This is a genomic window from Bradyrhizobium frederickii, from assembly GCF_004570865.1.
Lineage (GTDB): Bacteria > Pseudomonadota > Alphaproteobacteria > Rhizobiales > Xanthobacteraceae > Bradyrhizobium > Bradyrhizobium frederickii.
Genome location: NZ_SPQS01000013.1, coordinates 163,611 through 182,240, shown reverse-complemented (window position 1 = coordinate 182,240; position 18,630 = coordinate 163,611). Strand labels below are relative to the sequence as shown.

Genomic DNA, 18,630 nt, shown 5'->3' with positions numbered 1-18,630 from the left:
AAGGTTCCGATGGAGAGGCTCTCCTTGGCACGATCTGCCGGATTTTTCTTGCAAATTTTTTCCGCAGTCCTGTCGGGGCGGGGCATATTGGCGCGTCTTTAGAACAGACGAGGAAAGTGCCGCCCATGCTTTATGCCATCCTTTGCTATCACGATGAGGACTTCGTCGGCTCCTGGAGCAAGGAGCAGGACGAGGCCGTGATGAAGAAGCTCGCCGTGGTGCAGGAGAAGCTCACGAGCCAAGGCCGGCTCGGTCCGGTGGCGCGGCTGTTGCCGACCACAGCGGCGGCGACCCTGCGCAAGGAGGACCCACCCTTGGTGCTCGACGGCCCCTATGCCGAGACCAAGGAGCAGCTGCTCGGCTTCTACATCGTCGATTGCAAGAATCTCGACGAGGCCCTCGACGTCGCGCGCGATCTCGGCGCCGCCAATCCGGGCGGTGCCTATGAGGTGCGCCCCGTCGGCGTGTTCCGGCCCGGAGGAAACCTGACGTGAGCGAGGCCGATACCGCCTGGATCGAGACTGCGCTGACCTCGGCGCGCCCCCAGGCGGTCGGCGCGCTGCTGCGCTATTTCCGCGATCTCGATACGGCCGAGGAGGCTTTCCAGAACGCGTGTCTGCGCGCGCTGAAGACCTGGCCGCAGAATGGGCCGCCGCGCGATCCTGCGGCCTGGCTGATCATGGTCGGCCGCAACGTCGCCATCGACGAGGTGCGACGCACGCGCAGGCAGCAGCCGCTGCCGGAGGACGACCAGGCGATCTCCGATCTCGACGACGCCGAGGGTGCGCTGGCCGAGCGGCTCGACGGTTCGCACTACCGCGACGACATCCTGCGGCTGATGTTCATCTGCTGCCATCCGCAATTGCCGGCGACGCAGCAGATCGCGCTGGCGCTGCGCATCGTCTCGGGCCTTACCGTGAAGCAGATCGCGCGTGCCTTCCTGGTCTCGGAGGCGGCGATGGAGCAGCGCATCACCCGTGCCAAGGCGAAGGTCGCCGAGGCGGGGACGCCGTTCGAGGCGCCCGGCGCGGTTGAGCGCTCCGAGCGGCTCGCCGGTGTCGCGGCGATGATCTATTTGATCTTCAACGAGGGCTATTCGGCGAGCGGCGACACCGCCGAGATCAGAAAGCCGCTCTGCGAAGAGGCGATCCGGCTGGCACGGCTGCTGCTGCGGCTGTTTCCGAGCGAGCCGGAGATCATGGGGCTGACCGCGCTCATCCTGTTGCAGCATGCACGCAGCGCCGCGCGCTTTGCCGGCGATGGCACGCTGATCCTGCTGGACGATCAGGACCGGTCATTGTGGAACGGGACCATGATCGCGGAGGGGCTTGCCCTGATCGACAAGGCGATGCGCCATCGCCGCAGCGGTCCCTACCAGATCCAGGCCGCGATCGCCGCGCTGCATGCCCGCGCGTCGACACCGGAGGAGACCGACTGGGCGCAGATCGACCTGCTCTACGGCGCGCTCGAAGTCGTGCAGCCTTCTCCCGTGGTCACGCTCAACCGCGCGGTCGCGGTCTCCAAGGTGAGGGGGCCGCAAGCCGCGCTCGATCTGATCGAGCCGCTCGCCCCGAAGCTCGCCAATTACTTCCATTTCTACGGCGTGCGCGGCGCCTTCCTGATGCAGCTCGGCCGCAACGACGAGGCCCGCATCGCCTTCGACCGCGCCATTGCGCTCGCCAACACGTCCGCGGAAGCCGCTCATATCCGCATGCATCTCGATCGCCTGATCCGGGACAGCCAGCCGAAGGCAAAGGGAGCGTGAAGGTGAAGCGACGCGGCACGATCGAAAATTCGTTTCGGCAACTTGTCGGCCGTTGCCATTCCCGTTCGTCCTAGGCCCGTATCCACGGAGCCTCTCATGCTGAAAGCCATTGCCATCATCGCCATCCTGCTCGTCGCCGGAATCGCGGGCGTCCTCGTCTTCGCGCTGACAAAGCCCGACACCTTCCGCGTCGAGCGCAGCCTCGCGGTAAAGGCGCCGGCCGGTGCGATCTATCCGCAAGTCGCCGATTTCCACCGCTGGACCGGCTGGTCCCCCTATGAGAACCGCGATCCCGCCATGAAGCGCAGCTTCGGTGGACCCGCGGAAGGCAAGGGCGCGACCTATGCCTGGGACGGCAACAACAATGTCGGCGCCGGCCGCATGGAGATCCTCGAGGCGAACGGGCCGTCCAAGGTTCGCATCAAGCTCGATTTCGAGCGGCCGTTCGAGGGTCACAATACCGCCGAGTTCACCTTTGTGCCGCAAGGCGATGGCACACTGGTCACCTGGGCGATGTACGGTCCGGCTCCGTTCATGTCCAAGATCATGCAGGTGTTCATCAACATGGACAGCATGATCGGCAAGGATTTCGAGGCCGGTCTCGCCAGCCTGAAGAAGCTGACCGAGAAGCACTAAGCCTCAGCGCGAACGAAGAGGAGAGAAACGATGCTCAATCCGTATCTGTTCTATCAGGACAATTGCGAAGCGGCCTTCAATCACTACGCCAGGATTCTCGGCGGCAAGATCGACGCCATGATGCGGTCATCGGACGCGCCGCCGGACATGCCCGCCGCGCCCGGCCGCGAGAAGATGATCATGCATGCGCGAATGTCGCTGCCCGACGGCAGCGTGCTGATGGCTTCCGACGTACCGCCGGAGCATTTCAGCAAGCCGCAAGGCTTTTCGATCTCGTTCACGGTCAAGGATCCCGCCGATGGCGAGCGCAAGTTCAACGCGCTCGCCGACGGCGGCACCGTCACCATGCCGTTCAGCAAGACCTTCTGGGCCAAGGGCTTCGGCATGTGCGTCGACAAGTTCGGCATTCCCTGGATGGTGAATTGTCCGGAAGAAATGTGATGCGCGCGACCGCGCGCATGATTGGTTGAGCCGCGATCCCCTCTCTCCATCTTTGCGGGAGAGGGGATCCATGGGCCTATCATCGTGCCCGGATCTGTCGTGGGCTTGCTCAGCGGATCGATCCGGTCACGTCTTCGTCCTGCCGCGGCTGAACACAGCGGGGGCAGATCACGAGCTTGGTGCCGAGCTGCCTGTCGTTCTCAGCTTCGATCTCGTCGTGAACCGCCCACCACGCCTCGGAGTATGGCCGCAAGGTACCGAGCACGCGCTGCCGCTCCTGATTGGGATCGCTTGCCGCGGGCGGGGGATTTGTTGCGCGCTGCTTCGCGATATGAGGGCGCCTCGGGCTCTTGTTCGGATCTTGGCCGAGGCCATCCCAGGCGATCGGACGACGCTCCTGCGCGGGCGCGACTGCACATCCAAGCAGCGCTGCGCAGAAAGTGAGCAAGACGAAGCCGTGTCGCATCATGCCGGGACCCAAATTTCGCTGCGCAATGCGCAAGTCCCGCACAGGAAACTTGCACAGCGTCGGTCAAATGGAACTTAAGGCAAACGAGTTGGCCGGCATGGCCGAGGAATGAACTTACGATTCGCATCACTTTGCGGGAGCAGTGAGGCCGCTTCGTGAAACCGGGCGGACTGCATCGCACAACAATTGGCGCAATATTGGGCTGTGATCTGCCCGTCAGAATCGCTATTTGTGATTCATAAAATCTACAAACTGGGGTGGACGTCACTTGGAGGGAGCGACCGATGGCGGCGGCGCTACAGATCAATTTTGCTCTTTGGGGGATGCTCATCTGCGCCAGCATGAAGCTGGTGCCGGTGATTCAGACTCTCTATTGAAGGCAGCCAAAGCGTGATGGCGTAGAGACCCGGTGCGCACATTGGGTGCGAGCACAGGGAACCTGCCTTATGGCCTCGGGCCAGCCACGCCAGATGCCTTTGATGTGACGCGGTTCACATAAGAGCTCATTCACGTCACCCGCCTGCGGCTGGCGAATTCGTCAGCGGCAGCGCGGATAGATCGCGGCGAGATCACGGCCCTTGAGCAGAAGCAATCGCGAGCTGAGGCCGCCGCGGCGGCTGATCCAGTCGCGGACCGGGCCGGGATAGGCGGCAAGCACCGCGACCGATGCTTCCGGCTCGGCATAAAGGCGCCCGCGCCGGTCGACCGAACGTGCCGCATGGAAGCCGAGCACGGCGCGCTTGGTGACGCAGATGCGCTCGCCCGGCACGATGCTCAGCACCAGCGTGCAGGCAGACAGGCAGGGGCCATCGATCACCACGCGCTCGCCGCTCTCACGCACCTTCTCGAACAAATCGAGGAACGGCCCCACTTGTCCGCCCGGCGACTGTATGATGCGGATTTCGGCGGCGGCAGGCGAGATCGCAAGGAGTGCCGATGCGAGCATCAGGGCTTTGACGAAAGCGCGTCGCATGGAGCACTCCACAAGCTCGGTTTTCGTAGGGTGGGCAAAGCGCAGCGTGCCCACCCTTGTGATGTGGTGGGCACGGCGCTCACGCGCCTTTGCCCACCCTACAATTTCCGTACCTACCCGTTGCGGCGCTGACCGCGCAGCGTCGGCAGGCCGATGCCGGCCGCATCGAAGCCGCCATCAACGGCCAAAATTTGGCCGGTGATGTAGCTCGCATTTGCGGAGCACAGGAAGTAGATCGCTTCCGCAAGCTCCTCCTCCAGGCCGTAGCGGTTGAGCGGAATGGCGTCGTGATAGTCCGCGCGGATCTCCTTGGTGTGCACCTGCTTGGCCATTGCCGTGTCGACCGGCCCCGGCGCGACCGCGTTGACGCGGATGTTGAGAGAGGCAAGCTCGACCGCGAGCTGCTTGGTCAGGTGCGCAAGCCCGGCCTTGCTGGTGCCGTAGGCCGAGCGCAGCGTCGAGGCGCGCACCGCCGAGATCGAGGTGATGTTGACGATGGCGCCGCCATGGCCCTCGCGCATCAAGGGCACGGCCGCCTTGGTGCAGAGGAAGGGGCCGGTGAGGTTGACCTCGAGGACGCGGCGCCAATCGGTCTCGGATGTCTCCATCAGCGGTGCGAACACCGCGATGCCGGCATTGTTGACGAGCGCATCTAACCGGCCGAACCGGCGCTCGACCGTCGCCATCGCATCGCTCACTGCGGCTGCGTCCGAGACGTCGCAGGTCAGCGCCAGCGTCGCCTCGCCTTGGTCGATCTCGGCGACCGCCCGGCCGAGCAACTCGCCCTCGATGTCGAGCAGCGCCACACGCCAACCCTCGGCCAAAAACTTCTTCGCGGTCGCAAGCCCGATACCGCGCGCGGCTCCGGTGACGAGGGCGACTTTTTGCGGGGCAGGGGGCATCGGCTGATCGGTCCTTTGTCGAAAATTGGTCGCGCGAGCGCGGGATTCCTTTTACTGCGCTTTGGTCTCGATGAGGAACCTGGCCGCCCAAAATAATTCCTGTCCCAATGTCGGTTCCGGCAGAGATCGTTCGTCTTGCAGGGGAGCGCGGCCAGCTTGGCCCGCGCACGAGGAACGTTACGCGCAGGCGGCGGGCGCAAATCTGCCGTCATCCCGGGCATGCGCCTTTCGGCGCCTAGGGAAACGACGAGGAAGAACAAGGACATTCCATGCGATTCATGATGCTGATGATCCCGCTCGGTTACGAAACCGCGCCGCCGGACGTCCAGCTCGATCCCGAGCGGGTCGCGGCGATGATGCGCTACAACGAGGCGCTGAAGGATGCGGGCGTGCTGATCACGCTCGACGGCCTGCATCCGCCCTCGATGGGCGCTCGGGTTTCGTTTGCGACCGGCGCGCCCATTGTCACCGACGGCCCATTCGCCGAGGCCAAGGAAGTCCTGGGCGGGTATTGGATGATCGAGGTTGCCTCGCGGGCCGAGGCGATTGCCTGGGCAAAGCAGTGCCCGGCGTCGCCGAACGAAATCATCGAGATCCGGCAGGTGCAGGAGCTGGCCGACTTTCCGCCTGACGTGCAGGCCGCCGCGGCCGGTTTCGGCGACCTGAAGACGTAGCGGCGCGGTCGCGATCAGATTGCGGCTGGCGTCAACATATCATCAAAGGAGAGACCGATGAGCACCGAACACAAATTCCTCGCCGTCTATCTCGGCAGCATGAGCGGCGAAAAGATGAAGGCCTGGCACGCGATGCCCGAGGCCGAACGGAAGGCAAAAGAGCGCGAGGGCATGGCCGCCTGGCATGGCTGGGTCGAGAAGCACAAGGACGTCATCGTCGATCTGGGCGGCCCGCTCGGCAAGACCCGCAGGATCGACGGAAGCGGCATCACCGAGATCAGCAACGCACTGACCGGCTTCACGGTGGTGCGCGCTGCCTCGCAAGAGGAAGCCGCCAAGCTGTTCGAGAACCATCCGCATTTTGCGATCTTCCCGGGCGAGGCGATCGAGGTCATGCCTGTCTTGCCGATTCCGCAGATGTAGTCTCCGCGATCGCCATTCCGGGGCGGCTTGACCCGAAATCCCGAGATTCCCTGGTGCGCCATTGCAGCACCAGGGTTGGAGGCTTTGCATCGCCCTGGAACGACGGTGAAAATACGGGTTAACCAATCCGCCTCGCGCTAGTGACCTTCACGCCGGGCTCATGTAAAGCTCGTTCACATGAGCTGGCGCAAGGAACAGCGCCGCGCCGAGCGCGGCTATCACCACGGCAATCTGAAGGAGGCCCTGTTGCAGGCCGCTCTCGGGCTGATCGCCGAGAAGGGCGCCGCCGGCTTCACCTTCGCCGATGCCGCACGCATGGCCGGCGTCAGCGCGGCGGCGCCCTACCGGCATTTCCGCGACCGTGACGAGCTGCTGTCCTCGATTGCCCAGCGCGGCTTCGAGCAATTCGAGGCGCGCCTGACCGCGGCCTGGGACGACGGGCGTCCCGACACGGTCACCGCGTTCGAACGCGTCGGCAAGGCCTATCTCGCCTTCGCCCGCGAGGAGCCGGCCTTCTACAATGCGATGTTCGAGTCCGGTCTGCCGGTCGATGTCAATCCGGCGCTGCAGGCCGCGAGCGAACGTGCGTTCAACATCATTCGCGCGGCAGCCGAGCGGCTTGCAGCGCTTGCGCCACCCGGCATGCCGCGGCCGCCGGCGATGATGATGGCGCTGCACATCTGGACCATGGCGCACGGCGTGGCTTCGCTCTTCTCCCGTGGCGACGCCGCGCGACGAAAACTGCCGATGTCTCCGGACGAGCTGCTCGAGGCCGAGGTGCTGATTTATCTGCGCGGTCTCGGCTTCCCGACCGATCGCCGTCCGCCGGCGAAAGGCGCCGAGCCGCCGCCGGTGCCACCGGAGGCCTCCTCCGGTTCCGGTGTGCCGCCCGGGGGCCCCTGGGGCAAGCCGAAATAAAGTGACGCAATAATCACGCGGGCGTGTCTTGCGGCCAGCTTGACAAAATCCGTGGATGGTCTAGCTATGTAAATGTTATTTACATTCACAACGGCGCAGGTGCCGTGATGGAGATGGGAAATGGCCTACACCGCTGATGTCAATCGATGGCGCGGCCCCTCGGATCAATACCAACAGTACGAGCGCCCCCGGATGCTGGACACGCCCTGGCATCCCGGCTGGATCGCCGTGACCATCCTCGGCTTCATCATCTGGTGGCCGATCGGACTTGCCCTTCTCTTTTTCACACTCGGGAGCAGAAGAATGTCGTGCTGGAGCAGCCAGGATCGCTGGCAGAACAAGATGGAGCGGATGCAGTACAAGATGGACCGCATGCGCGGCCGCATGGAGCGCAGTGGCTTCGGCTTTGGCTTCGGCCCGCCGTCCTCCGGCAACCGTGCCTTCGACGAGTACCGCTCTGAAACGCTGCGCCGGCTCGAGGAAGAGCAGGTCGAGTTCAGGAACTTCCTCGACCGTCTGCGTCACGCCAAGGACAAGGAAGAGTTCGACCAGTTCATGGCGCAGCACAAGACGCGTCCGACCCCGCCGCCGACTGACCAGCAGCAGGGCTGACCTTCAAGCCTGACCTCTCAAAGCCTTCAGGCGCATGCCCCCAAAGTCCTGATGGCCCCGAGCCGCCCGTCTGCGCAACCCGCAGGCGGGCGGTTTGGTTTTGGGGGAGCGTGGGCACAGCCCTGAGACCCGTTTGATAGAAGGCGCATGACCCCGAGAGTTCAGCGCACTGTCACGAGCTGGGCGTGAACCGAAGCCAGGAAGTGCTCGTAGGCGTGATCCACGATTTCGTTGAGCGATCGTGTTCGCGCGAAGATCGCCTTGGCCTCGGCGAGAAACTCTTCGCGGGTCGGGATCTTCGGCAGATGCAGATGCGCCAGTGCATCGACGCTCTCATGCGCGCGATTGAGGATGTCGTGCAGCGTCGGCAGTTGCAGCTGGGCGAGATCGGCCCGACGCCGCGCCGATGAGATCGCTTGCGCCAGCTTCTGTGCATCGAACCGTTCGGCGAGCTCGATGGCCGCCCGATTGATGACCCGGGCGCCGAGCGGCTGCTCGTTGCGCAGCACCTGTTCGGGCGGCGCTTTCATGTTCCACACGATTCCGAGCCAGGACAACGCTTTCAGGACGTAGTAGGTGACGTCGATCTCCCACCAGCGAAAACCCTGTCGCACGCTGCTCTGGTAGGCGTGATGGTTGTTGTGCCAGCCTTCACCCAGGGTGAAGAGCGCCAGCAGCCAGTTGTTGCGGGAATCGTCGCCGGTCACATAGCGCTTGCGCCCGTGCACATGGGCGAGCGAATTGATGCAGAAGGTCGCGTGATAGAGCAGCACCGTGCTCCACAGGAAGCCGACCACCAGACCCGACCATCCCGCAACCAGGAAGCAGAGCGACGCAAGCACAACAGCCGGCAGCAGCTCGAGCCGATGCAGCCACATCAGCTCCGGATAGGCCGCGAGATCGGAGACCTTGACGAGGTCGGTCGCATCGTGCCGGCGGTAAAAGATCCAGCCGAGATGGCTGTACACGAAGCCGCGATGACGCGGCGAATGCACGTCGATCTCGGTGTCGGAATGCAGATGATGGTGCCGATGCTTGGCCGCCCACCACAACACGCTCTTTTGCGCGCTGCTTTGCGCGAGGCACGCCAGGATGAATTGAAACACCCGGCTGGTCGCGAATGCCCGATGCGAGAAATAGCGATGGTAGCCGGCGCCGATGCCGAACATCCGCGCGATGTACAACGAGATGCAGATTGCGACGGCCTGCCACGTGACGCCCGACCAGATCGCCGCAACGCAGCCGAGATGGACCAGCAGGAACGGCACGGCCGAGGGATACATGATGTCGTCGTGGTGGTCGTCGGCGGGCGCGTTAGGCGACATGTCTTGGTGTGACCTCAGGTATTGGGATGCGGGATTCGTGTCGGCAGCAGCGAGGGCCGCCGGGGTACGAAAAACCCGCGGATGGCGGACCACCGCGGGGCTCGAACGAGCTGCTTTGCATGGACATCCCGGCCAAAGCAGCATCGGCCGAAGATTCGACTGACTATATGGTTGCGGATGCCTGGCATGCAAGCTCGTAGCCTCACGGGGAGCTGCGGCATGCTGCTCAGGTCGCGCCGCTCCGCCTGCGGCATGGCGCGCAGGGGGCGCGCGGACTATGTTTGAGACTTGAAGCAGGCCCGAAACCCCGGAGGCGGCGATGACGGCAGCTCTGACCGCGACGAACGATCGCCTCTGGCAGCAGATCCGCGACGAGGCGCAGCGTGCGGCTGCATCCGATCCCGTCTTCGGCAAGTCGCTTGCCGGGGCCGTCCTCGCCCATGACGGCCTTGCGGCGGCTCTGGCCGATCTCATCGGGCGCAGGCTTGGCGGCAACGCCGCCGAGCAAGCGCGTTTCGCTGCCTTTTCCCGCGACGCATTTCAATTTTCGCCGGAACTGATCGAAGCGGCCGGCCGCGACTTGCAGGCCATCGTGCGCAACGATCCCGCCATCGCCGGCCTGTTGGCGCCGCTGCTGCTTTTCAAAGGCTATGTCGCGCTGCAAGCCTGGCGCGTCTCGAACTGGCTGTGGCATCGTGATCAGCGCGATGCGGCGCTGCTGTTTCAGAACGAGGCGTCGAACGTCCTGCAGGTCAGCATTCATCCGGCGGCCAGCATCGGCTCGTCCGTCTATCTCGATCATGCCACGGGCGTCGTGATCGGCGCCAATGTCGTGATCGGCGACGCGGTCACCATCCTTCAGAATGTCAGCATCGGCCGCAGCAGCGAACTGCCGACGCGCGCGCCGAGGATCGGCCGCGGCGTCTTCATCGGCTCCGGCGCGACCATCCTTGGCGATATCGGCATCGGCGATTTCGCCAAGATCGGTGCCGATACGGTTGTGACGTCGAACGTGCCCGCCGGCTGCACCGCCGTCGGCAATCCCGCGCGGCTGACCAACTGCCCCGAGCCGGCCTCGGCGGCGTGACGCGCGGTCAATTATTGCGGCAGGGGCTGGTTCCTCCCACTCGCGAGGCACGGATTCCGGTCCCCCGGACCCAGCGCAGCGTCCCTTCGGCGATGCGCTGCTGAGCCGCGCCGATTTCCCGCAGGGGGCACCAGCCAGGCTGCCCCCCAGCCATCCCGCTGCCCCGCCTACCTTTCCCGCAGCCCAATTCACCCCTGGTAACCTCGCATTAACCAACGCCGGGCTCTGGTAAGGGCGGACAGTCGTGCCCAAAGCCCGAAGCCGAGGCCCGTCAAGGCCCGGGGCCAAAGGCCCATAGTTTTGACATCTTGGCAGGGAATGCAGGCGGCCGGCTTTGGACGAGCCCCTGCACCCCAGAAAGACAAGGCTTTGAGCGGGCTTGCCGGCCGCGCCGGTTCTAGCGCGGTCATTGGGGAACCGGCAGCCATTTGCTGGCCGGCACATCGGGTAACGATCGCCTTGAGAGGATGCTGCTTATGAATCCGGCCGACGTGGCTCAGTCAGCCCTTCCGGTTGCCGCTTCCGCGGACGTGTCGCTGATCGCGCTGTTCTGGCAGGCTCACTGGATCGTGAAAGCGGTGATGCTGGGACTTCTGTCCTGCTCGGTCTGGGTCTGGGCCATCGCCATCGACAAGATCTTCCTGTTTGCCCGCACCCGCCGCTCGATGGACCGCTTCGAGCAGGCGTTCTGGTCCGGGGAATCGATCGAGGAGCTCTATCGCACGCTCTCGGCCAAGCCGACGCATTCGATGGCGGCATGCTTCGTGGCGGCGATGCGCGAGTGGAAACGGTCGTTCGAGAGCCACGCCCGCTCGGTCGCGGGCCTGCAGATGCGCATCGACAAGGTCATGAACGTCTCGATCGCCCGCGAGGTCGAGCGCCTGGAACGCCGCCTGCTGGTGCTCGCGACGGTCGGCTCCGCCGGCCCCTTCGTCGGCCTGTTCGGCACGGTCTGGGGCATCATGTCGAGCTTCCAGTCGATCGCGGCGTCGAAAAATACCTCTCTGGCGGTGGTGGCGCCGGGTATCGCGGAGGCGCTGTTTGCGACGGCCGTCGGCCTTATCGCCGCCATTCCTGCCACTATCTTCTACAATAAGTTCACCTCCGAGGTGAACCGGCAGGCCCAGCGGCTGGAGGGCTTCGCCGATGAATTTTCCGCCATTCTGTCGCGTCAGATCGACGAGCGGGGCTGACCGGCGGCATGTATAGTGTGAAGGGCAATTTGGGCACACGATCATGGCGATGAACGTTGCGAGTTCGTCCGGCGGCGGCGGGCGCCGAGGCCGGCGCAAGCCTGTCGTGGCCGAGATCAACGTCACGCCCATGGTCGACGTGATGCTGGTGCTGCTCATCATCTTCATGGTGTCGGCGCCGATGCTCACGGTCGGCGTGCCGCTCGACCTGCCGCAGACCCACGCCAAGAGCCTCGAGAACAACGACCAGAAGCCGATCCAGATGTCGGTCGACATCAAGGGCAAGGTGTTCATCAACGATTCCGAGATCGCAATCAACGAGCTGATCCCCAAGCTGAAGGCGATCACGGACGCGCGCGGCGGCCTCGAGGAGCGCATCTATCTGCGCGCCGACAAGAAGGCGGATTACGGCACGGTGGCCAAGGTGATGGGCCTGTTGTCCGGCGCCGGATTCAAGAAGCTCGCCCTCGTCACCGAAGCGGATCAGGGGTAAGCCGTGAAGGTGAACGTCGACAAGACACTCGTTGCGTCGATTGCCCTCCATGTCCTCGTGCTGGGATGGGGGCTCGTCACCTTCAGCAGCAAGGCCTACATCGCGCCGGAGGAGTCGCTGCCGGTCGACATCATCTCCACCGATCAGCTTGCCAAGATGATGGCCGGGCAGAAGACCGGCAAGAAGGAAGAGCCGAAGCCGAAGGTCGAGAAGATCGCGGAGCCCAAGCCCGAGGAAGACGCCGTCGGCAAGGTCACCGAGAAGAAAGAGCTGATCAAGACCAACTCGCAGCCCGAGCCGCCGCCAAAGCCCGTCGAAAAGCCGGTCGAGAAGAAGCCCGAGCCGCCGAAGCCGGTCGCCGAAGCGAAGCCGAAAGAGGAGCCGAAGCCGCAGGAAAAGAAGCCTGATCCGGCCAAGGAAGATCCGATCGCCGAGCTGCAAAAGAAGCTGGACACCAAGAAGCCGCCGCCCAAGCCGGTGGAGCAGAAGGTTGCGGCGGTGCAGCCGCAGCAGCAGCCGAAGCCCAAGGAGCGCAGCTTCGATCCCGCGCAGATCCAGCGCGACCTCGACAAGCGTGCCGCGACCCGGCACGAGCTGACTGGCTCCGCGCTGAATGCGTCGGCCGCGTTGGGATCGGCGACGGGAACTGCCGCCAACAACGTCGCGACCTGGCGCGGTGCATTCCAGGGCGCGGTCAAGCGCTGCTTCACGCCCACCTATAATGGCCAGGATGCCGATCAGTACGAGGCCGACATCGACATTCCCATGAAGATCGATGGATCGCTCGCCTCCGAGCCGATTGTCGTCGCGGTGCGAGGACCGTCGCGGTCGATCGCGCAGGCGGTGGCGGAGAGCGCCAAGCGCGCCATCGTGCAGTGTCAGGTCTACTCGTTCATGCCGAAGCAGCAGTACGAGAGCTGGAAGCTCATTCCGATGACTTTCGGCCTGAAAGATATGTTGTGACATCCGAACAAAAGAACTTTGCAATGAATGACGTCCGATCGATGAACCGCCGCCGCTTCATGACCCTGACCGGATCGACGCTCGCGATGCTCGGGGGCGGACAGGCCTTCGCGCAGGGCCAGCCGCGACTTCGTATCGATCCGACTGAGTTTCAGCCGATCCCGATCGCGATCAGCAATTTCGTGCCGGGCTCGCCGTCGGACGGCGACGTCGGCAACGGCGTCACGCAAGTCATCACCAACAATCTCAAGCGTTCGGGCCTGTTCGCCCCGATCGACCAGGCCGCTTTCATCGAGCGCATCAGCAATATCGACGTCGCGCCGCAATTCCAGAACTGGAAGACCCTCAACGCGCAGGCCCTCGTCACCGGCCGCATGACGCGCCAGCCCGATGGCCGGCTGAAAGCCGAATTCCGCCTGTGGGACGTGATCTCCGGCCAGCAGCTCGCCGGCCAGCAATATTTCACCTCGCCGGAATATTGGCGCCGCATCGCCCACATCATCTCCGACCAGATCTACGAGCGGATGACCGGCGAGAAGGGCTATTTCGACAGCCGCGTGGTGTTCGTGGACGAAAGCGGCCCGAAGGAGCGCCGCGTCAAGCGGCTCGCGATGATGGACCAGGACGGCGCCAATGTGCGCTATCTGACCCGCGGCTCCGACCTCGTGCTGACGCCGCGCTTCTCGCCGAACTCGCAAGAGATCACCTATATGGAGTTCGGCCAGGGCGATCCGAAGGTCTATCTCTTCAACATCGAGACCGGCCAGCGCGAGATCGTCGGCAACTTCCCCGGCATGACCTTCGCGCCGCGCTTCTCGCCGGACGGCCAGCGCGTCATCATGAGCCTGCAGCAGGGCGGTAATTCCAACCTGTTCGTGATGGACCTGCGCTCGCGCTCGACCACGCGCCTCACCGACACGCCGGCGATCGACACCTCTCCGTCCTACTCGCCGGACGGCACCCGCATCTGCTTCGAGTCCGATCGCGGCGGCCGGTCGCAGATCTACGTGATGGCGGCGGGCGGAGGACAGGCGCAGCGCATCTCCTTCTCCAAGGACGACACCAACGCCAGCTATTCGACCCCGGTGTGGTCGCCGAAGGGCGACTACATTGCCTTCACCAGGCAAGGCGGCGGGCAGTTCTCGATCGGCGTCATGAAGCCCGACGGCTCCGGCGAGCGGCTGCTGACCTCCGGCTTCCACAATGAAGGTCCGACCTTCTCCCCGAACGGCCGCGTGCTGATGTTCTTCCGCGATCCCGGCGGCAATGGCGGGCCCTCGCTGTACAGCGTCGACATCTCCGGTCGCAACGAGCTCAAGGTGCCGACGCCGGGCTTCGCCTCCGACCCGGCCTGGTCGCCGTTGCTGTCCTCGACGGCGGGCCAATAGATCGCGCGTTGGGAATGCGCGATCTTGTCGAAAATCGCACCGATTTCCTTGCGTTTGGCGAGGAAGGTAAGCTTTTCTTTACCTTGCGCCCGGCAGGACTTGCCTAATTGCTTGATGTCTAAGCCGAAATCGGTTCGGTGGTGCCGAAGAACAACTCGACTTTAACGATGTTCCCTCAGAAAGACTTCACCTGAGATGGGTAAAAGTACGCGCCAAACAGGACGCGCGTACAAACACCAATGCAGTTCGCAAGCCAGAGCGGAGAACCTGAGCCGGCGTCGCCGAGGATTTCGGCCGCGCTGATCGATTCGCTGTTCGAAACTCCTGCTCCCTTGCTGACGGGGCTTGTCTTCGGCGTCGTTGCGGCGGCCGCGACCGCGCTGAAGACGGGAGAACCTTCGATCTGGGCGTGTGTCGGGCTTCTGATCCTCGCCGGCGCTATTCGGGCATTCGACTTGCGGCGGTACCAGATGCGCAAATCGACGCTGACCGCCGACGAAGCTGCGCGATGGAAGAACCGGCATCAGATCGGGGCGATGATCCAGGCCGCCGCGGTCGGCATCTGGAGCACGACCACGCTGTTGGTCAGTGACGACGCCGTCGCCCATATGATCTCTCTCTCCACGACCACGGGCTTCGTGGCGGGAGGCGCAGGCAGGGCCTACGGACGGCAATGGATATACCAGCTGCAGGCTACGCTTTGCTTCGGTTCGACGGTGGTCGCGCTGGCGTTACGCGGCACACCCTATTACATCGTCATGTCCGTCCTGTGCGCCGCGTTTCTGGTGGCCGTCATACAAATCTCGGCCAACTTGCACAGGATATTCATGCGGGCGCTCGTCGCGCGTGAACGCGAAGCGGCCCTGGCGGGCCAGTTCGACAGCGCGTTGAACAACATGCCCCATGGCCTGTGCATGTTCCGTGTCGACGGACAGCTTGCGGTGATGAATCATCGTTTCAGCGAAATGATGAATCTGCCTGACGATCTCGTGCAGAGCGGCCCCAATGCGTCTGAAATCATCGCGGCGTGCGTCAGCGGCGGCTCTGTCTCGAGCGAGAACGGCAATCTGATCCTCCGGGAGATCGAGGATCGACGGGTCCGCGAGCTCCTGACCACGGATCCGGATTTCGCGCGTGGGCGCACGCTGTCCTGGACCTTCCAACCAATGACCGATGGCGGCACGGTCATGCTGCTCGAGGACATCACCGAGCGAAAGAACGCCGAGGAGAGGATCAGCCATCTAGCCCGCTACGACGAGCTCACGGCACTGCCCAACCGGGTCAGCTTCCACGACGAGATTCAGCGCCTGCTGGCGAATTCGCATCATGCCGAGCGCCTCTCCGCGCTCCTGTTCGTCGACCTCGACCAGTTCAAGCAGGTCAACGACACGCTCGGCCATCCCTGTGGCGACCAGCTGTTGTGCGCGGTTGCCAATCGCCTGCGCGAGATGCTGCGGCCCGAGGATTTCGTCGCCCGCTTCGGCGGCGACGAATTCGTCGTGTTCCAGCAGAACATCTCCTCGCCCGAGGACGCCGCCAGCCTCGCCCGCCGCATCGTCGAGCGCCTCAGCGAGCGCTATCGCATCGACAATCACCTCGTCGAGATCGGCGCGAGCGTCGGCATTGCGCTGACCTCGCCGGATGGCGACGCCAGCGCCGACACGTTGCTCAAGAACGCCGACATGGCGCTGTACCGGGCCAAGGCCGACGGCCGCGGTACTTTCTGCTTCTTCCGCGACGAGATGGCGGCGACCGTCGAGGCGCGCCGCATCCTGGAGCTGGACTTGCGCAAGGCGCTCGCCAACGAGGAATTCGAGCTGTTCTATCAACCGCTGGTCAACCTCAAGTCGGGCAAGATCACCACCTGCGAGGCGCTGCTGCGCTGGAACCATCCCGTGCGCGGCACGGTCTCGCCGGTCGACATCATTCCGGTCGCCGAGGACATGGGCTTGATCGTCGATCTCGGCCGCTGGATCCTGCGGCGGGCCTGCATGGAGTGCATGAAGTGGCCGGACGGCGTCAGCGTCGCGGTCAACTTCTCGCCTCAGCAATTCCACCAGCGCGACGTGCTGAGCGAAATCCGCTACGCGCTCGAAGTCTCGGGCCTGCCGACGCATCGGCTGGAGATCGAGATCACCGAGTCCTCGCTGCTGCGCAATACCCAGCTCACGCACGACATCCTCTCGCAGCTTCATGCGCTCGGCGTGCGGATCTCGCTCGACGATTTCGGCACCGGCTATTCCAGCCTGAGCTATCTGCACAATTTCCCGATGCAGAAGGTGAAGATCGACCGTTCCTTCCTCGAAGGCATCGATGCCGATCGGCCGCTGACGCTGTTGCGTGGGGTGGCGCGGCTAGCCGCCGATCTCGGCATGTCGGTCGTGGTCGAGGGCATCGAGACCAACGAGCAGCTCGAGCTGATCAGCGCCGACGGGACCATCACCGAAGGGCAGGGCTATCTTTTCAGCCGGCCGGTGCCCGCCATTCGGGTTCGGCAGTTGCTGAATGCCTCGCACGGCCGCCGCTCGCCCGACGATCAGCTGACCATCGCCTCGCGATCGATCGCGTGACGCCTCCGTAGAATTGCGGGAAATCCCTGATTCTTTGCAACCGGCAGGGTTAACCCTAACGGGGCGCTTTAATTGCGCCGGCGTTAAGAAGGTGTTAATCCTGTTCCTCCCGCAAGGGTTGTTTGTCAGTTGAGGAATGTTGGATGAAGCCCGAAGCCGAACCGCGCGCTTCGCTCTCTGTGCGGGGGGGAGCGCTGTTCGATCGCGTCGACTACCGATCCATCGAGACTCCTGAGGAGAAAGATCAGCTCTATCAGATGCGCTATAGGGCCTATACGCGTGGCGGATTGATTCCGCCGTCAGAGTCCGAGCGCTACAGCGATAGCTACGACGATGCCCCCAATGCCAGGACGTTCGGAGTGTATGTTGACGGAGAGCTCTGCAGCTCCATCCGTCTCCACGTCCTGACGTCAGAACATCGGGCGTCCTGCACGACCGACTTGTTCGGCGACGTTCTTCACCCCCGCCTTGATCGCGGCGAAGTTTTCATCGATCCGGCCCGCTTTGTTGCGAGTCCGGAAAAAGCCAAGTGCTTTCCGGAGCTGCCTTATGTGACGGTGCGGCTCGTCTTTCTGGCCTGCGAGCATTTTAATGCCGATACCGGGCTCGCGCTGGTTCGTCCCGCGCACGAGGCGTTCTATCGCCGGGTCTTTCTCAACGAAACCATCGCAGAACCGCGCTTGTTTCCAAATGCGTTGGCAAAGGTCGCATTGATGGCGTCCAACTTCCGTGCCGTGCGGGAAAAGGTCTTAACGCGTTTTCCGATCATGCGCTCAAGTGCATTTGAGCGACGAATGCTGTTTGGGCCCAGCGGTCAGCCATCCCAGAGCATCGTCTCGCCGAAATTGCCCTCCGAACGTCCAAAGCTGGTCGTCTATTCCTGAGAGACCTCGAGCTCCGGTCCGGCACCAGGCCCGGACCGGGCTTAATTTTAGCCGGTTTGCGCCGGTGCCGAGGCTTGCCTTCACCCTCGCGCCACATTTACAACCCATTAACCATGACGGGTGCTTTTCGCTGGTTGGGGGCATTTGATCGGCTGAGGCAAGGTTCCGTCAAGGTTGACGGAACGTTCGCTTAACCAACCCCCTGTAGACCGGACAGCAGTGGACTAACGTGAGCGTGGAGGCTCCGGAATGAAACATCCTATGCGTATCCTCCAGGGATTGAAGCTGGTCGCGGTGCTGGCCGTCGCGCTGTCGATGGGCGCCTGCGCCAACAAGAATGCCGCGACGGATGCGATGGCCAATGCGGCGACGCCGGGCAGCCAGCAGGACTTCGTGGTGAACGTGGGCGACCGCGTGTTCTTCGAAAGCGACCAGACCGATCTGACCCCGCAGGCGATCGTGACCCTGGAGAAGCAGGCGCAGTGGCTCCAGACCTATCCGCGCTACTCCTTCACCATCGAAGGTCATGCCGACGAGCGCGGCACCCGCGAATACAACATCGCGCTCGGCGCCCGCCGTGCCCAGTCGGTGCGTTCGTTCCTCGCCTCGCGCGGCATCGATCCGAACCGCATGCGCACGATCTCCTACGGCAAGGAGCGGCCGGTCGCCGTCTGTAACGACATTTCGTGCTGGTCGCAGAACCGTCGCGCCGTCACGGTGCTGAACGCGAGCTCCTGACGCGAATATACTGACGCGCAGTCAGGCGCCGTTCATCTTCAGAAACCGATTATGCCGGCGCCCTCTCGGGCGCCGGTTTCGTTTCAGCAATCCGTGACCTAAAACCCCTTGGTGGCAGTCACAGTTTTGGCGTACTCCCTTCCTCATTGTGTGGCGCGGCGAATGGTCTGCCGCGC

The 18,630-nt window shown here is 63.8% G+C and carries 20 protein-coding genes; 16 read left to right on the top strand and 4 right to left on the bottom strand.

Annotated features, from left to right (window positions below; genetic code table 11):
* Positions 1-125: 125 nt before the first annotated feature.
* The 4 genes from E4K64_RS23285 (at position 126) to E4K64_RS23270 (ending at position 2,842) form a co-directional block, all read left to right on the top strand.
* Positions 126-494, top strand: a complete 369-nt coding sequence (locus E4K64_RS23285; protein WP_028138414.1) for a YciI family protein — start codon at positions 126-128, stop codon at positions 492-494.
* Positions 491-1,765 carry an RNA polymerase sigma factor gene (locus E4K64_RS23280; protein WP_135165596.1) on the top strand — a complete coding sequence of 425 codons (1,275 nt, stop codon included), beginning with the start codon at positions 491-493 and terminating at the stop codon, positions 1,763-1,765. Before E4K64_RS23285 ends, E4K64_RS23280 begins: the two co-directional genes overlap by 4 nt.
* A gap of 96 nt (positions 1,766-1,861) precedes the next feature.
* Positions 1,862-2,401: an SRPBCC family protein gene (locus tag E4K64_RS23275; RefSeq protein WP_135165595.1), complete on the top strand. Its 540-nt coding sequence runs from the start codon at positions 1,862-1,864 to the stop codon at positions 2,399-2,401.
* Positions 2,402-2,431: 30 nt separating this feature from the next.
* Positions 2,432-2,842, top strand: a complete 411-nt coding sequence (locus E4K64_RS23270; protein WP_126258764.1) for a VOC family protein — start codon at positions 2,432-2,434, stop codon at positions 2,840-2,842.
* Between the two features lie 109 nt (positions 2,843-2,951).
* Here E4K64_RS23270 and E4K64_RS23265 read toward each other — a convergent pair whose 3' ends face one another.
* The 3 genes from E4K64_RS23265 to E4K64_RS23255 form a co-directional block, all read right to left on the bottom strand.
* The gene (locus tag E4K64_RS23265; RefSeq protein WP_135165594.1) at positions 2,952-3,311 is read right to left on the bottom strand and encodes a hypothetical protein; all 360 of its coding nucleotides are present in this window, start codon (positions 3,309-3,311) and stop codon (positions 2,952-2,954) included.
* A 538-nt stretch (positions 3,312-3,849) separates the two neighbouring features.
* Positions 3,850-4,284 carry a hypothetical protein gene (locus E4K64_RS23260; protein WP_135165593.1) on the bottom strand — a complete coding sequence of 145 codons (435 nt, stop codon included), beginning with the start codon at positions 4,282-4,284 and terminating at the stop codon, positions 3,850-3,852.
* Between the two features lie 113 nt (positions 4,285-4,397).
* Positions 4,398-5,186 carry an SDR family NAD(P)-dependent oxidoreductase gene (locus E4K64_RS23255; RefSeq protein ID WP_126258767.1) on the bottom strand — a complete coding sequence of 263 codons (789 nt, stop codon included), beginning with the start codon at positions 5,184-5,186 and terminating at the stop codon, positions 4,398-4,400.
* Between the two features lie 269 nt (positions 5,187-5,455).
* On the opposite strand from E4K64_RS23255, the gene E4K64_RS23250 reads away from it, so the two are divergent.
* The 4 genes from E4K64_RS23250 (at position 5,456) to E4K64_RS23235 (ending at position 7,813) form a co-directional block, all read left to right on the top strand.
* Complete coding sequence (locus E4K64_RS23250; protein ID WP_126258768.1) at positions 5,456-5,860, top strand: YciI family protein; 405 nt, start codon at positions 5,456-5,458, stop codon at positions 5,858-5,860.
* A gap of 57 nt (positions 5,861-5,917) precedes the next feature.
* Complete coding sequence (locus E4K64_RS23245; RefSeq protein ID WP_135165592.1) at positions 5,918-6,283, top strand: YciI family protein; 366 nt, start codon at positions 5,918-5,920, stop codon at positions 6,281-6,283.
* A 177-nt stretch (positions 6,284-6,460) separates the two neighbouring features.
* Positions 6,461-7,201, top strand: a complete 741-nt coding sequence (locus E4K64_RS23240) for a TetR/AcrR family transcriptional regulator (RefSeq protein ID WP_126258770.1) — start codon at positions 6,461-6,463, stop codon at positions 7,199-7,201.
* Between the two features lie 120 nt (positions 7,202-7,321).
* The gene (locus E4K64_RS23235; protein ID WP_126258771.1) at positions 7,322-7,813 is read left to right on the top strand and encodes a DUF2852 domain-containing protein; all 492 of its coding nucleotides are present in this window, start codon (positions 7,322-7,324) and stop codon (positions 7,811-7,813) included.
* A gap of 161 nt (positions 7,814-7,974) precedes the next feature.
* Here E4K64_RS23235 and E4K64_RS23230 read toward each other — a convergent pair whose 3' ends face one another.
* Positions 7,975-9,138, bottom strand: coding sequence for an acyl-CoA desaturase (locus tag E4K64_RS23230; protein ID WP_135165591.1), 1,164 nt, complete (start codon positions 9,136-9,138; stop codon positions 7,975-7,977).
* A gap of 319 nt (positions 9,139-9,457) precedes the next feature.
* Here E4K64_RS23230 and E4K64_RS23225 point away from each other — a divergent pair, with 319 nt between their 5' ends.
* From E4K64_RS23225 to pal, 8 genes are all read left to right on the top strand, one after another.
* Positions 9,458-10,225, top strand: a complete 768-nt coding sequence (locus E4K64_RS23225) for a serine acetyltransferase domain-containing protein (protein WP_135165590.1) — start codon at positions 9,458-9,460, stop codon at positions 10,223-10,225.
* A gap of 476 nt (positions 10,226-10,701) precedes the next feature.
* Positions 10,702-11,418: a protein TolQ gene (tolQ, locus tag E4K64_RS23220; RefSeq protein ID WP_018641591.1), complete on the top strand. Its 717-nt coding sequence runs from the start codon at positions 10,702-10,704 to the stop codon at positions 11,416-11,418.
* Between the two features lie 43 nt (positions 11,419-11,461).
* A complete protein-coding gene (tolR, locus tag E4K64_RS23215) occupies positions 11,462-11,911 on the top strand; it encodes a protein TolR (RefSeq protein WP_135165589.1) in 450 nt (149 codons plus the stop codon).
* Positions 11,912-11,914: 3 nt separating this feature from the next.
* Complete coding sequence (locus E4K64_RS23210; RefSeq protein ID WP_126258776.1) at positions 11,915-12,874, top strand: protein TolA; 960 nt, start codon at positions 11,915-11,917, stop codon at positions 12,872-12,874.
* A gap of 41 nt (positions 12,875-12,915) precedes the next feature.
* Positions 12,916-14,262 (top strand): Tol-Pal system beta propeller repeat protein TolB, encoded by a 1,347-nt coding sequence (gene tolB, locus E4K64_RS23205; protein WP_167772213.1) that lies wholly within the window; start codon positions 12,916-12,918, stop codon positions 14,260-14,262.
* A 239-nt stretch (positions 14,263-14,501) separates the two neighbouring features.
* Positions 14,502-16,832 carry a putative bifunctional diguanylate cyclase/phosphodiesterase gene (locus E4K64_RS23200; protein WP_135165587.1) on the top strand — a complete coding sequence of 777 codons (2,331 nt, stop codon included), beginning with the start codon at positions 14,502-14,504 and terminating at the stop codon, positions 16,830-16,832.
* 143 nt (positions 16,833-16,975) lie between these two features.
* The gene (locus E4K64_RS23195) at positions 16,976-17,716 is read left to right on the top strand and encodes an N-acyl amino acid synthase FeeM domain-containing protein (RefSeq protein WP_135165586.1); all 741 of its coding nucleotides are present in this window, start codon (positions 16,976-16,978) and stop codon (positions 17,714-17,716) included.
* A 249-nt stretch (positions 17,717-17,965) separates the two neighbouring features.
* Positions 17,966-18,454 carry a peptidoglycan-associated lipoprotein Pal gene (gene pal / locus E4K64_RS23190; protein WP_035704649.1) on the top strand — a complete coding sequence of 163 codons (489 nt, stop codon included), beginning with the start codon at positions 17,966-17,968 and terminating at the stop codon, positions 18,452-18,454.
* The last annotated feature ends 176 nt before the right edge of the window (positions 18,455-18,630 follow it).